Annotated in this window: 13 protein-coding genes; 7 read left to right on the forward strand and 6 right to left on the reverse strand. The window is 72.0% G+C overall.

Features of this window, described 5'->3' with window-relative positions; genetic code table 11:
• Positions 1-104 precede the first annotated feature (104 nt).
• From AB0910_RS03300 to AB0910_RS03315, 4 genes are all read left to right on the forward strand, one after another.
• On the forward strand, positions 105-1,382 hold the full coding sequence (locus tag AB0910_RS03300) for an extracellular solute-binding protein (RefSeq protein WP_366742792.1): 1,278 nt from the start codon (positions 105-107) through the stop codon (positions 1,380-1,382).
• 113 nt (positions 1,383-1,495) lie between these two features.
• Complete coding sequence (locus AB0910_RS03305) at positions 1,496-2,512, forward strand: sugar ABC transporter permease (RefSeq protein WP_366742793.1); 1,017 nt, start codon at positions 1,496-1,498, stop codon at positions 2,510-2,512.
• The gene (locus AB0910_RS03310; RefSeq protein WP_366742794.1) at positions 2,509-3,336 is read left to right on the forward strand and encodes a carbohydrate ABC transporter permease; all 828 of its coding nucleotides are present in this window, start codon (positions 2,509-2,511) and stop codon (positions 3,334-3,336) included. Before AB0910_RS03305 ends, AB0910_RS03310 begins: the two co-directional genes overlap by 4 nt.
• The gene (locus AB0910_RS03315) at positions 3,333-4,853 is read left to right on the forward strand and encodes a glycoside hydrolase family 3 N-terminal domain-containing protein (RefSeq protein WP_366742795.1); all 1,521 of its coding nucleotides are present in this window, start codon (positions 3,333-3,335) and stop codon (positions 4,851-4,853) included. Before AB0910_RS03310 ends, AB0910_RS03315 begins: the two co-directional genes overlap by 4 nt.
• A gap of 120 nt (positions 4,854-4,973) precedes the next feature.
• Here AB0910_RS03315 and nagB read toward each other — a convergent pair whose 3' ends face one another.
• Positions 4,974-5,759: a glucosamine-6-phosphate deaminase gene (gene nagB, locus AB0910_RS03320; RefSeq protein WP_366742796.1), complete on the reverse strand. Its 786-nt coding sequence runs from the start codon at positions 5,757-5,759 to the stop codon at positions 4,974-4,976.
• A 189-nt stretch (positions 5,760-5,948) separates the two neighbouring features.
• On the opposite strand from nagB, the gene AB0910_RS03325 reads away from it, so the two are divergent.
• Together AB0910_RS03325 and AB0910_RS03330 are read left to right on the forward strand one after the other, a co-directional pair.
• Positions 5,949-7,001 (forward strand): SIS domain-containing protein, encoded by a 1,053-nt coding sequence (locus AB0910_RS03325; protein WP_366742797.1) that lies wholly within the window; start codon positions 5,949-5,951, stop codon positions 6,999-7,001.
• Positions 7,002-7,294: 293 nt separating this feature from the next.
• Complete coding sequence (locus AB0910_RS03330; protein WP_366743018.1) at positions 7,295-8,800, forward strand: PAS domain-containing sensor histidine kinase; 1,506 nt, start codon at positions 7,295-7,297, stop codon at positions 8,798-8,800.
• 198 nt (positions 8,801-8,998) lie between these two features.
• Here the strand turns inward: AB0910_RS03330 and AB0910_RS03335 are convergent, their stop codons facing one another.
• Both AB0910_RS03335 and AB0910_RS03340 read right to left on the reverse strand, forming a co-directional pair.
• A complete protein-coding gene (locus tag AB0910_RS03335; protein ID WP_003953983.1) occupies positions 8,999-9,256 on the reverse strand; it encodes a WhiB family transcriptional regulator in 258 nt (85 codons plus the stop codon).
• 320 nt (positions 9,257-9,576) lie between these two features.
• Positions 9,577-10,542: a diacylglycerol kinase family protein gene (locus tag AB0910_RS03340; RefSeq protein WP_366742798.1), complete on the reverse strand. Its 966-nt coding sequence runs from the start codon at positions 10,540-10,542 to the stop codon at positions 9,577-9,579.
• 70 nt (positions 10,543-10,612) lie between these two features.
• Here AB0910_RS03340 and AB0910_RS03345 point away from each other — a divergent pair, with 70 nt between their 5' ends.
• Positions 10,613-11,068, forward strand: coding sequence for a hypothetical protein (locus AB0910_RS03345; protein ID WP_366742799.1), 456 nt, complete (start codon positions 10,613-10,615; stop codon positions 11,066-11,068).
• Positions 11,069-11,158: 90 nt separating this feature from the next.
• Here the strand turns inward: AB0910_RS03345 and AB0910_RS03350 are convergent, their stop codons facing one another.
• The 3 genes from AB0910_RS03350 to AB0910_RS03360 all read right to left on the reverse strand — a co-directional run bounded on the left by AB0910_RS03350 (position 11,159) and on the right by AB0910_RS03360 (position 13,241).
• The gene (locus AB0910_RS03350; RefSeq protein ID WP_366743019.1) at positions 11,159-12,085 is read right to left on the reverse strand and encodes an RNA polymerase sigma factor SigF; all 927 of its coding nucleotides are present in this window, start codon (positions 12,083-12,085) and stop codon (positions 11,159-11,161) included.
• Between the two features lie 101 nt (positions 12,086-12,186).
• Entirely contained in the window at positions 12,187-12,600 is a 414-nt protein-coding gene (locus AB0910_RS03355; RefSeq protein ID WP_225019954.1) for an anti-sigma regulatory factor, read from the reverse strand.
• A gap of 380 nt (positions 12,601-12,980) precedes the next feature.
• Positions 12,981-13,241, reverse strand: a complete 261-nt coding sequence (locus AB0910_RS03360) for a UBP-type zinc finger domain-containing protein (protein ID WP_366742800.1) — start codon at positions 13,239-13,241, stop codon at positions 12,981-12,983.
• Positions 13,242-13,261 lie beyond the last annotated feature (20 nt).

Consider the following 13,261-nt stretch of genomic DNA (forward strand, 5'->3'; position numbering starts at 1 on the left):
CCGTACTGGTCTAAACCATTAAAGACCACGTCCCGGCCCCGGCAGTGCGTGTCGTCAGTCTTCGCGGTGGGCGGGGGGTAGCGGGAATCCCTGAGGAGGGTGGCGTGAAGCGGAAGCTCATAGGGGCGATCGGTGTCGCGGGGATGCTGATCGGAGTCGCGGCGTGCGGCGGATCGGGCGGCAGCGGGGACAAGGCGAGCGGCGGGGACGCCGGAAATACCATCAACGTGTGGTTGATGAGCGGTTCCAACCCCCCGAACTGGACCAAGCAGATCACCGCGGCGTACGAGAAGAAGTACCCCGGCAAAAAGGTCAAGGTCACCATCCAGCAGTGGAACGGCATCCAGCAGAAGCTGACGACCGCCCTCTCCGAGTCCAACCCGCCGGACGTGCTGGAGGTCGGCAACACCCAGACCCCGTACTACGCCCAGACCGGCGGCCTGATGGACCTCGGCAAGGACAAGGCGGCGCTCGGCGCCTCCTCCTGGCTGCCCGCCATGGCCAAGTCCACGGTGTACGAGGGCAAGCAGATCGCGGTGCCGTGGTACGCGGCCAGCCGCGTCGTCATCTACAACAAGAAGATCTGGGCCGACGCGGGCATCACCGGCACGCCGAAGACCCAGGACGAGCTGTTCAAGGACCTCGGCAAGATCCAGGCCAAGGGCACCAAGAACGCGCTCTACCTGCCCGGCCAGGACTGGTACGCCTTCGACGGCATGCTCCTCGACGCCGGCGCCGACCTGGTCAAGAAGGACGGCGACGGCTACCAGGCCAACCTGGACACGCCCCAGGCCGCGCAGGCCATCCAGCTGTACAAGAAGCTCAACTCGTACGGCACCGCCGCGAAGGACAAGGACGAGGCGACGCCCCAGCAGATGGACGTCTTCGCCAAGGGTGACGTCGGCGCCTTCATCGGCCTCGGCTACGAGGGCGCGGGCGCCCTCGCCAAGAACCCGAAGCTGAAGGACCAGATCGGCTACTTCGCCCTCCCGGGCAAGACCGCGGGCAAGACCTCCGCCGTCTTCCTCGGCGGCTCCAACCTCGCCGTCTCGCAGGGTTCGAAGAACCCCAAGGGCGCGCTCAACTTCCTCAAGCTGGCCATGTCGGACCAGTTCGAGGGCGCGCTCGCCAAGGAGGGCGGCGTCGTCCCGAACAAGGCGTCCCTCAACGGCAACCTCGCGGGCAACGAGTTCGGCACCGTCTCGGCGGCCGCCGCGGCCAACGGCGGCACCACGCCGCTGATCCCGCAGTGGGGCAGCGTCGAGAACGCGCCCAACCCGATCACCACGCTCTTCATGACCGGTGTCCTCCAGGGCCAGTCCCCCTCCGCAGCGGCCGAGAAGGCCAACGCGGAGATGGACAAGCGGCTCAGCCAGAAGTAACCCGCCCGCCACAGCCCTCCGCCCGCCGCGCGCCCCGCCTCCCCGCGGACCGCGGCGGGCGGACGGCGGCGGGCCGAAGCGTTCGCAGCGCACGGCACGAGGAAGCGAGAAGCATGGCCGCGCAGTACAGAGGCACCAAGACCAGGGGGCCCGACCCGGCGGCGACCCCGCCCAAGGCCGCCACCGTACTCACCGCGGGGCCGACGCCCCCGAGCAGACCCGTGAGCCTCTCGGGCGCCCGGCGGCGCACGCGCTTCACGCCGTACCTGCTCCTGCTGCCGACGCTCGCCGCCACGGCGCTGCTGCTCGGCTACCCGCTCGTCCGCAATCTGCTGATCTCCTTCCAGACCCTCGAACCGTTCCAGCTGATCCAGCACACCACCGAGTGGAACGGCTTCGGCAACTACACCGACCAGCTGACCAGTTCGGAGTTCTGGCACACCGCGGGGCGCTCGGTCGCCTTCACCGCCGCGAACGTCGTCCTCATCATGGTCGCGGGCACGCTCATCGGGCTGCTGCTCAACCGGCTCGGCAAGCGGATGCGGCTGCTGCTCTCCCTCGGCCTCGTCTTCGCCTGGGCCATGCCGCAGGTCGCGGGCACCACCGTCTACCAGTGGCTGTTCGACACCCAGAACGGCGTCGTCAACTGGGGCCTGGACAGCCTCGGCTGGCACTCCATGCTCGGCTACAACTGGTTCGGCCACCAGCTGTCCACCTTCGCGGTGATCACGCTGATGGTGGTCTGGGGCTCCATCCCCTTCGTGGCGCTCAACCTCTTCGCCGGCCTCACCACCGTCTCGGTGGAGATCTTCGAGGCCGCCAGGATGGACGGCGCAGGCGCCTGGCGCACCTTCTGGCAGGTGCTGTTCCCGATCCTCAAGCCGTTCTTCCTGAGCACCACGTTCCTGGAGATCATCTGGGTCTTCAAGGCGTTCACCCAGATCTACGCGCTCAACGCGGGCGGCCCCGAGGGTCTCACGGAGACGCTGCCCGTCTACGCGTACGTCGAGGGCTTCGGCAACCAGCACTTCGGCACGGGCGCGGCCATCTCCATGCTCACCATCGTCATCCTGGCGGCCCTCATGTCCTATTACTTCCGCGTCATCCTGAAGGAGGAGGACGAGCTGTGAGGCGCACCCTGGCCGGCAGGCTCTGGCCCAACATCATCGCCGTCGTCCTCTTCGTCTTCTTCATCTTCCCCGTCTACTGGATGGTGACGACGGCCTTCAAGCCGGACCTGGACATCGTCTCGTCCACGCCGGTGCTCTTTCCCCTCCACGGGACGTTCGCCCACTTCGACCGGGCGGTGCACGCCGCGGGGTTCTGGACCTTCGTCCGCAACAGCTTCACCGTCACCATCGGCGCCGTGCTGCTCTCGCTGATCGTCGCGACGCTCTCGTCGTTCGCGGTCGCGCGCATGCGGTTCAAGGGCCGCAAGGCGTTCATCCTGATGATCATGATGGCGCAGATGGCGCCCTGGGAGGTCCTCACGATCTCCGTCTACCTGATCGTCCGGGACTCCGACGCCCTCAACAGCCTGATCCCGCTGACCCTCTTCTACATGATGATGGTCCTGCCCTTCACCGTCTGGACGCTGCGCGGGTTCATCGCCGCCGTGCCGAAGGAGCTGGAGGAGGCCGCACTCGTCGACGGCTGCACCCGCTTCCAGGCCGTCGTCAAAGTCGTGCTGCCGCTGCTCGCGCCCGGCCTGATGGCGACCTCGCTGTTCGGCTACATCACGGCCTGGAACGAGTACGCGCTCGTGCTCATCCTCAACAAGGAGGGCGGCGAGACGCTGACCCTCTGGCTGACCCAGTTCCAGACCAACTTCGGCGACGACTGGGGCGCCACCATGGCGGCCGCCACCCTCTTCACCCTGCCCGTGGTGGTCGTCTTCCTCTTCCTGCAGCGGCGCGCGGGCACCGGCATGACCGCGGGGGCGGTGAAGGGATGACCGCGGCGACCTCAGGGGCCGCACGCACCGGCACCCTGGAGCGCGACGCGCTCGCCGTGCTCCAGCCGGGGTTCGCCGGCACCGACGTGCCCGACTGGGTGCTGCGCAGGCTGGACGAGGGGCTCGCCTCCGTCGCCCTGTTCGGGCGCAACGTCGAGTCGGCGGGGCAGCTGACCCGGCTCACCGGCAGGCTGCGCGCCGACCACCCGGGACTGCTGGTCGCGGTCGACGAGGAGGGCGGCGACGTCACCCGCATCGAGGTCGGCAGCGGCTCCTCGGTGCCCGGCAACTACGCGCTGGGCACGGTGGACGACACGGACCTGACCCGCGAGGTCGCCGCGAGCCTCGGCCGCGCGCTCGTCGCGTGCGGCATCGACCTCGACTGGGCGCCCTCGGTCGACGTCAACGCCAACCCGGACAACCCGGTCATCGGCGTACGGTCGTTCGGCACGGAACCCGGGCTGGTCGCCCGGCACGCCGCCGCCTATGTCGAGGGGCTCCAGAGCGCCGGGGTCGCCGCCTCGGCCAAGCACTTCCCCGGACACGGCGACACCGCCGTCGACTCGCACCACTCGCTGCCCCGCATCGACGTGGGCCGCGACGTCCTCGACGCCCGCGACCTGGTGCCCTTCAGGGCCGCTGTCGCCGCGGGCGCCAAGGCCGTGATGAGCGCGCACATCATCAGCCCGGCGCTCGACCCCGACCGCCCCGCCACCCTCAGCGGCCGCGTCCTGACCGGACTGCTCCGTGACGAACTGGGCTTCGACGGCCTTGTCATCACGGACGGCATGGACATGCAGGCCATCGCCGCCACCTACGGCACCGAGCACGGCACGGCCCTCGCGATCGCGGCGGGCGCCGACGCCATCTGCGTCGGCGGCGGCCCCTTCGACGAGGGGACCGTACTGCGGCTGCGCGACGCGCTGGTCGCGGCGGTGCGGGGCGGCGAACTGCCCGAGGAACGGCTCGCGGACGCGGCCGCGCGCGTGCGCGCGCTCGGCGAGTGGACCCTGCGGGCGAGGGGGGCGGCGGGGCCGGGCGCGGCGGCACAGGAGGGGACCGTGCCCGGCGACCCGGTCGGGCTGGTGGCCGCGCGCCGCGCCGTGCGGGTGAGGGGCACCGCGAAGCCGCTGAGCACGCCCGCGTACGTCGCGGTGCTCACCGCGGCCCCGAACATCGCCGTCGGCAGCCAGACGCCCTGGGGCGTCGGGCCCGAGCTGGCGAAGCTGCTGCCGTCCACCGCGAGCGGCACGTACACCGAGGACACGTACGGCACGGCGGAGGTGCTGGCAGCCGCGGGGGAGCGGCCACTGGTCGTCGCCGTACGGGACGTGCACCGGCACCCCTGGACCGCCCGCGCGCTCGACGAGCTGGTCGCGGCGAGGCCCGGCACCTTCGTGGTCGAGATGGGCCTCGACGCGGCGCCGGCCAGGGGCGCCCTGCACATCGCCACCCACGGCGCCGCCCGCGTGTGCGCGCAGGCGGCGGCCGAGGTGATCGCGGGACGCGTGGCCTGAGCCGGGCCGGGACAGCGCGACGGTGCCGGGCCGCCCTTGTGGGGCGGCCCGGCACCGTCATGCCGCGGCCCGGGGCCGCGGCGGTTCTCCTCCTGTGGGGGAGGGGCCTCGGGGATCCGCCTACAGGCCCTGCCAGTCGGGCTTGGAGGCGTAGGTCGCGCGGAAGTAGTCGGCGAGCTTCAGCTTGGACGCGGCGGCCTCGTCGACCACGACCGTGGCGTGCGGGTGCAGTTGCAGCGCAGAGGCGGGCACCACCGAGGCGACAGGGCCCTCCACGGCGAGCGCGACCGCGTCGGCCTTGTTCTCGCCGGTGGCGAGCAGCACCAGGTGGCGCGCCTCCAGGATGGTGCCGATGCCCTGGGTGATCACATGGCGCGGGACCTGCGCGATGTCGCCGCCGAAGAAGCGGGCGTTGTCCACGCGGGTCTGCTCGGTGAGCGTCTTGATGCGGGTGCGGGAGGCGAGCGAGGAGCACGGCTCGTTGAAGCCGATGTGCCCGTCGGTGCCGATGCCGAGCAGCTGCAGGTCGACCCCGCCCGCCTCGGCGAGCGCCCGGTCGTAGGCGAGGCACGCTGCCCGCACGTCCTCGGCACTGCCGTCGGGGCCCATGAAGGCGCCCTCGGCGAGCCCGAGCGGCTCCACGACCTCGCGCAGCACCACGGAGCGGTACGACTCGGGGTGGCCCGCGGGCAGCCCCACGTACTCGTCGAGCTGGGCTATCCGCGCCGCCGACACGTCGACGTCGCCCGCCCGCATCTTCGCGGTCAGCGCCCGGTACACCGGCCCTGGGGTGGAGCCGGTGGCCACCCCGAGCAGGGCGTCCGGCTTGGCGCGCAGCAGCTGCGCGATGCTCTGTGCGACGGTCTCGCCGCCTGCGGCGGCGTCCTCGACGATGACGACTTCCACGCTTCTCCTGCCCATCCCCGCTGCGGTCGGCACCGCGTCCCGACATGTGGTATAGACCAATTTACCAGACGGGTGCGGGCCGCCGGATGGCGGGGCGGCCTGCGCCCGTGGTCGACTGGGTGAAGACCGCAAGAACCGCGAGAGGGCGCACCGGGCCCGCGCTGCCCGCCGGCGCCGTGGAGGCGGCAGATGTCCCAGAGTGAGCAGCCCGGCGTGATCATGGCGTGCGAGATGGCCGAGCAGCCCGCGATCCTGCGGCGCATCCTCACCGAGGGCGCGGACGCCGTCCGTGAGACGGCGGCGGCCGTCGCGGCGCGGCGCCCCCGCTTCGTCCTGCTGTCCGCCCGCGGCACCTCGGACAATGCCGCGCTGTACGCCAAGTACCTGCTGGAGATCAGGCGCGGCCTGCCCTGCGGCCTTGTCTCCATGTCCACCGTCACCGCCTACGGCGCCAGGCCCGACCTGAGCGACGTGCTGTTCGTCACGGTCAGCCAGTCGGGCGGCTCGCCCGACCTGGTCTCCTCGGCCCGCGCGGCGCGCGAGGCCGGCGCGGTCACGCTCGCCGTGACCAACAGCCCCGACTCGCCGCTCGCCGCCGTCAGCGAGTTCCACGTCGATGTCCTCGCGGGCCCCGAGCGCGCCCTGCCCGCCACCAAGACGTACACCGCGACCCTGCTCGCCCTCTACCTCTTCGTGGAGGGCCTCGCCGGAGGCGAAGGAGCGGCGGCCGGCGTCCTGCCCGACCGTGCGGCGGCCGTGCTCGCCAGGCAGGACGAGATACGGGACCTCGCGGCCCGCTACCGCTTCGCCGAGCGCATGGTCATCACCTCACGCGGCTACGGCTACCCCACGGCCAAGGAGGCGGCGCTCAAGCTCATGGAGACGAGCTACATCCCCGCCCTCGCCTACTCGGGCGCCGACCTCCTGCACGGCCCGCTCGCCATGGTCGACAACGTCTCGCCGGTGATCGCCGTCGTGCCCGACGGGCGGGGCGGCGAGGTGCTCAGGCCCGTCCTCGACCGGCTGCGCGGCCGGGGCGCCGACCTGTGCGTGCTGGGCCCCGCAGAGGCGGTCGCCGCCGCCTCCACGGGCTTCGTGCTGCCCACCGACGGCGTCGCCGAGGAGGTCCAGCCGGTCCTGGAGATCCTGCCGCTCCAGCTCCTCGCCCACGAGGTGACGATCGCGCGCGGCCAGGACCCCGACGCCCCCCGCGCCCTGGCGAAGGTCACCCAGACCCGCTGAATCCCCCCTGCGCGCACGGCGGGTGCGCGCGCCGCCGCGCCGCGGAACCGTGCGCAGGGCCCTGGACACCGAAGAATGGTCTAGTCCACAATGGAATCGCAAAAGCGTCCGCCCCTCACCGCACAGAAGGGCGGGACGCGGCACCGGCGCCCTCTGCCCTGACCGCGCCGGGGCCGGGAACGGCCGCGGGACCGCACACCTCCGGCCGTGGCAACTCCGGGCTGCGGTGCCAGGCGGGTTGAGGGTCCCGCTCGGCGCCGCGGCCCGCGGGTACCCTCGCCCCTGTGCCCTCCATGAACGATCTCGTACGGCAGCATGCGGCCCTCGACGAGTCCGACCTCGAATGGCTGCACCTCCTCGTCTCCGAGTGGCAGCTGCTGTCCGACCTCTCCTTCGCCGACCTCGTCCTGTGGGTCCCCACCCGCGACGGGGCCCACTACGTCTCCGTCGCACAGATGCGCCCCAACACCGGCCCCACCTCGTACCAGGACGACATGGTCGGCCACCTGGTGCCGCGCGGCCGCAGACCGCTGCTCGACGCCGCGCTCGACGAGGGCAGGATCGTGCGCGAGGGCGACCCCGAGTGGCGCGAGGAGGTGCCCGTGCGGGTCGAGTCGATCCCGGTGCGCCGCGAGGGCCGGGTGCTCGGGGTGATCGCCCGCAACACCAACCTGCTCACCGTCCGCACCCCGAGCCGGCTCGAACTCACCTACCTCCAGTCGGCCTCCGACCTGGCGCAGATGATCGCCGCCGGCTCCTTCCCCTTCCCCGGCGAGCAGACCGACATGGACGCCTCGCCCCGCGTCGGCGACGGCCTGATCAGGCTGGACGGGGACGGCGTCGTCCAGTACGCGAGCCCGAACGCGCTCTCCGCGTACCACCGGTTGGGACTCGCGTCCGACCTGGTGGGACAGCACCTCGGGCAGACCACGGGCGAACTCGCCCCGGAGCGCGGCCCCGTCGACGAGGCCCTGGTCAAGCTGGCGAGCGGCTACGCGCCCCGGCAGACCGAGGTGGAGAGCGGCGCGGGCGTGATCCAGCTGCGCGCCATCCCGCTGAAGCCGAAGGGCGACCGCATCGGCTCCCTGGTGCTGCTCAGGGACGTCACGGAACTGCGCCGCCGCGAGCGCGAGTTGATGACCAAGGACGCCACCATCCGGGAGATCCACCACCGGGTCAAGAACAACCTCCAGACGGTTGCGGCCCTGCTGCGGCTCCAGTCAAGGCGTATCGACTCCGCGCACGGCAGGGAGGCGCTCAACGAGGCCGTGCGGCGGGTCGGCTCGATCGCCATCGTGCATGAGACGCTGTCCCAGAACCTGGACGAGCGGGTGGAGTTCGACGAGATCGCCGACCGGGTCCTCGCGATGGTGGGGGAGCTGTCCCCCGCGGGCACCGTGACCTGCCGCAGGTCCGGCGGGTTCGGCATCCTCGACGCCGATGTCGCCACGCCGCTCGCCATGGTGCTCACCGAGGTGCTGCAGAACGCCCTTGAGCACGCGTTCGGGCCGGGGGAGCGCGGCCGGGTCGAGGTGAAGGCCGTGCGGGGCGACGCGCCCGCGGGGGCCGGGCGCGGCGCCCGCGAGGACGAGCGGGCAGAGGGCCGGCTGCTGATCACCGTTCAGGACGACGGGCGCGGGCTGCCCGAGGGCTTCGACCCGAAGCGGGCGGGCAACCTCGGGCTCCAGATCGTACGCACGCTGGTGGAGGGGGAGTTGGGCGGCGGCTTCGACATGCTGCCGGCGCCGGGCGGCGGCACCAGGGTGGTGCTCGACATACCGGTCGCCGCCCGCACCTAGCCCGCGGGCCGCGGGCACCCGCGGCCCGCCGGCGGCTCCTGACAGCAAAAGGCCCCGGACCGACGATGTGGTCCGGGGCTCTGCTCGAAGCTCACGATGAGATGCGCATCGGGGGTACTGCGCGCTGCTTTTCGGGGGCGGGGGGTGTGTGCGTACGCGGTGTACGCTCCGCCGGCCTCAGGCTCGTGGCAGGGGGCTTCAGGCGCTTGCGTTGCGTGCCCGGTTGCGAGCGGCGCGGCGCTTCATCGCGCGGCGCTCGTCCTCGCTGAGGCCACCCCAGACACCCGAGTCCTGACCGGACTCGAGCGCCCACTGCAGGCACTGCTCCATGACGGGGCAGCGACGGCAGACGGCCTTGGCTTCCTCGATCTGCAGCAGCGCGGGACCGGTGTTGCCGATGGGGAAGAACAGCTCGGGGTCTTCCTCGCGGCAAACGGCGTTGTGACGCCAGTCCATGGCTGCTACCTCTCTTGGTATGACGTGCGTATTGCTTGTGAATGTGAACGCTTTCACGAATCCCTCAACGACGGAAGGGCCGACAACGCCGGTGAACACCGGTGCGGTCCTGGTGTGAGGAGGGGTTCTGGTTCTCAGGGAGGCTGGTGTTACTGGAGCCGTCCCGATCGCCATGTAGAGATTCGCAAACCTCGGCTGCGGATACAACCCCTTCTGGAAACTTTTTTTGGATTCCTCGGTGTCGACTAGGTCACAGCCGTACATCGATGGGGTGGACTCTGGCCTAAACGTTCGAGTGAAAGGTATCTCGGGCGTTTGACTCACACAATCACACGCAGTGCACGGCGTACGCCTGTGAACGTCACGCTGGTGCGCAGTCCCAGATGGTCGCCGTCCATCTGAAGGGGCAGTGGCACCTTCGAATGCAAGGTGAAGTCGGTGAGGTCGTGGAGCGTGACCGCGTGCTTCCCGTGAAGGCCCTTGTCCGGGGTCGAGGAGAGCAGCTGGGTGGCGTAGCGGGTGGCCGTGGGGACCGAGAGCCTGGTGAGTCCGAGCACGTCGAGGGCGGTGTCGAAGGACGCGCCCGGCACCCCGTAGACCCCGCGGTTGCCCAGATATGTCCACGGCGCGGTGTTGCAGACCATCGAGAGCACCAGGCCGGTGACGGGGTCCTCGCCCGGCTGTTCGAGGGTGAGCGTGCCCTCGCCGCGGTGCGGGTCGCCGAGGAACTGCCGTACGACCTGGCGGAGATAGAGCGCGTGGGTGGAGCGCTTCCCACGCTCACGCGCCTGTTCGACCCGTCCCACCACCCCGCCCACGAAGCCGAAGCCGGCGCAGAAGGTGAACCACCGGTCGGGCACCGCCTCGTCGTCGGTGCCCGGCGTGCCGGACGCGAGTCCGAGGCCGACGGCGCGCTCGCTCCCGTCACGCAGCGCGTCCAGGATCGCGCCCGTCGCCTCGACCGCGTCGTTGGGCAGCCCGAGGGCGCGCGCGAAGACGTTGGTCGAGCCGCCAGGGACCACGGCGAGCCGGGGCAGCGACGGGTCGGGGCCCGCGTGCAGCAGCCCGTTGGCGACCTCGTTGACCGTCCCGTCGCCGCCGAGCGCGACCACCAGGTCGATGTCGTCGGACTCGGCCGCCCTGCGCCCGAGGTCGCGCGCGTGCCCGCGGTACTCCGTCGTCACGGCCTCCAGCTTCACCTCGCTGGCGAGCGCGTGGATCAGGACGTCGCGGACGCGGGCACTGGTAGTGGTGGCAGCCGGGTTGACCACGAGGAGCGCGCGCATGCTTCGCACATTACCGACCGCGCGCGGCCGGGGCGGAGTCCGGCCCCGGGGCGGCGGCTACCCTGCAGGGGTGAGCAGCAGTGAAGGCACCACCCCCGCACCCCCCGCGCCTGTCCAGGCCGCGGCCCGCCCGCCGCGGCTGACCGCGGCCGCGGCCCTGACCGCCCTGGAGGCGCTCGCCCTCTTCGCCGCGGGCGTCTATCTGCTGGTGGCCGGGGCGAGCGGCGCACCCGACGACCCGGGGCAGGCGGAGGCGCTCGGCGTGACCGTGCTCGTCATCGGCGTCCTCCCGCTGATCGCGGCGCGCGGCCTGCTCCGGCTGCGCGGCTGGAGCAGGGGCCCCGCCATGATCACGCACATCATCGCGCTGCCCGTCGCCTACACGCTGATGACCTCGGGCGGCGCGCTGGTGCCTGTGGGCATCGCCGTCGCCGCCGTGGCGATCGCCGGCCTCGTCCTGCTGGTCAACGCGGCCACCACCGAGGCGCTCGGCATCCGCCCGCCGGGCACGCGCGGCGAGGACTGACGCCGCCCGGCGCCCGTACGGCCCCGCGCGCCCGGTACACGGCGACGGCGCGACCCCCAGGGGCCGCGCCGTCGCCGTGTACCGGGCCGCCTACTCCTCGACCAGCAGGCGCTCCCGCAGCTGCGCCAGGGTCCTGGCCAGCAGCCGGGAGACGTGCATCTGCGAGATGCCGACCTCCTGCGCGATCTGCGACTGCGTCATGTTCCCGAAGAAGCGGAGCAGCAAGATCCGCTTCTCGCGCGGCGGCAGGTCCTCGAGCAGCGGCTTCAGCGACTCCCGGTACTCCACCCCTTCGAGCGCCTCGTCCTCGGCGCCGAGGGTGTCCGCGACGGCGGGCGACTCGTCGTCCGTGTCGGGCACGTCGAGCGACAGTGTCGAGTAGGCGTTCGCCGATTCGAGGCCTTCGAGCACCTCTTCCTCGGAGATCCCCAGCCGGTGCGCGAGCTCGTGCACCGTGGGGGAGCGGCCGTGCTGCTGCGACAGCTCGGCCGTCGCGGTCGTCAGCGAGAGCCGCAGCTCCTGGAGGCGCCGCGGCACCCGCACCGCCCAGCCCTTGTCCCTGAAGTGCCGCTTGATCTCCCCGACCACCGTCGGGGTCGCGTACGTGGAGAACTCGACGCCGCGGTCCGGGTCGAACCGGTCGACCGACTTGATCAGGCCGATCGTCGCGACCTGCGTCAGGTCGTCGAGCGGCTCGCCGCGGTTGCGGAACCGCCGCGCCAGGTGCTCCACCAGCGGCAGGTGCATCCGCACCAGCCGGTTGCGCAGATCCGCGCGCTCGGGGGAGCCGTCGGGCAGCCCCCGCAGCTCGATGAAGAGGGCACGCGCGCCCCCGCGGTCCTGCGGGTCGGCCTGTGCACGCTCGTCGGCGCGGCCCTCCCGGCCCGTCCCCTCCGCCTGCTGTTCGCCCTGCTTCTCGTTCATCCCGGTCGCCCGCTCCGCCTGCGCCTGCTCCCCCGTGGCCCCGTGCCCCTCGAATCCGCCCTCGGGATGGGGACGGGCCTGCTGCTCCGGTATGCCGGCGGGCGCCGACCGCCCGTGGCCCGGCCGCGCCGCGTGCCCACCGGCGCCGCCGCCGACGACGCGCCCCTCGTCACGCACCGGCCCCTCCCCTTCGCTCACGCCGGGCCCGGGCCCGCGCCGCGCTGTTTGTACAGGCTGATGGAGACCGTGCGGTCGTCGGCCACCGAGGAGTCGACCTTGCCGGCGAGCGCGGAGAGCACCGTCCAGGCGAAGGTGTCGCGCTCGGGCGCCCTGCCGTCGGTGGTGGGCGCGGCGACCGTCACTTCGAGGGAGTCGTCGATCAGCCGGAAGACGCAGCTGAGCACGGACCCCGGCACGGCCTGCTGGAGCAGGATCGCGCACGCCTCGTCCACCGCGATGCGCAGGTCCTCGATCTCGTCGAGGGTGAAGTCCAAGCGCGCCGCGAGGCCGGCCGTGGCCGTACGCAGCACGGACAGATAGGCACCCGCAGCGGGCAGCCGGACTTCCACGAAGTCCTGGGTCCCGGGTTCGCCTGCGATCTGGGACACCCTCACCTCCAAGGTGGCACAAGCTTTTCGGGGCTCCCCGGCGCCGGGGGCGCCAGGGGCCGCGCGGTACGCGGTTCGTACGCGCCGGTCTGGACTGGCGACGCTACCGCGCTCCATAGTGCCCTGTCGCAGGGCCCCTGTCCGACCGCCGTCACTCATGGTAGGTCCTTGAGCACGCAAAGTGCCCAGGGGTGTGCGGCACCCAAATCGGAACGTCCGGCGGACCGTTGACGTACCCACCCGGTGCCCCCGCGAACCCCGCGGCCCTCGCGAACCCCGCGGCCCCCGCGGACCGGCGGGAGCGGCCGCGGCGGTGCGCACGGCGGCCCTGGCGGTGCGCCGCGCGACGGCTCCGGCGGTGCGCACGGCGGCCGCGGGCGTCAGACGATCCTCCCGTCCGCGTAGCACCACCGCCAGCTCTCTCCCGGCTCGACCGACCGCATCACCGGATGCCCGGTGTCCTTGTAGTGCCGCGTCGCGTGCCGGTGCGGCGAGGAGTCGCAGCACGCCACGAGACCGCAGACCAGACACTTCCGCAGCTGCACCGGGTGGCTGCCCGCCGCCAGGCACTCTTGGCAGGTGTCGCTCAGCGGCGCGGGCTCGGGGCGCGGCAGTTCCGCGAGATGGGTGCACTCACTCATGATGGCCAGGTTACGACGGG

It is taken from the genome of Streptomyces sp. NPDC047002 (genome assembly GCF_040704505.1).
GTDB lineage: Bacteria > Actinomycetota > Actinomycetes > Streptomycetales > Streptomycetaceae > Streptomyces.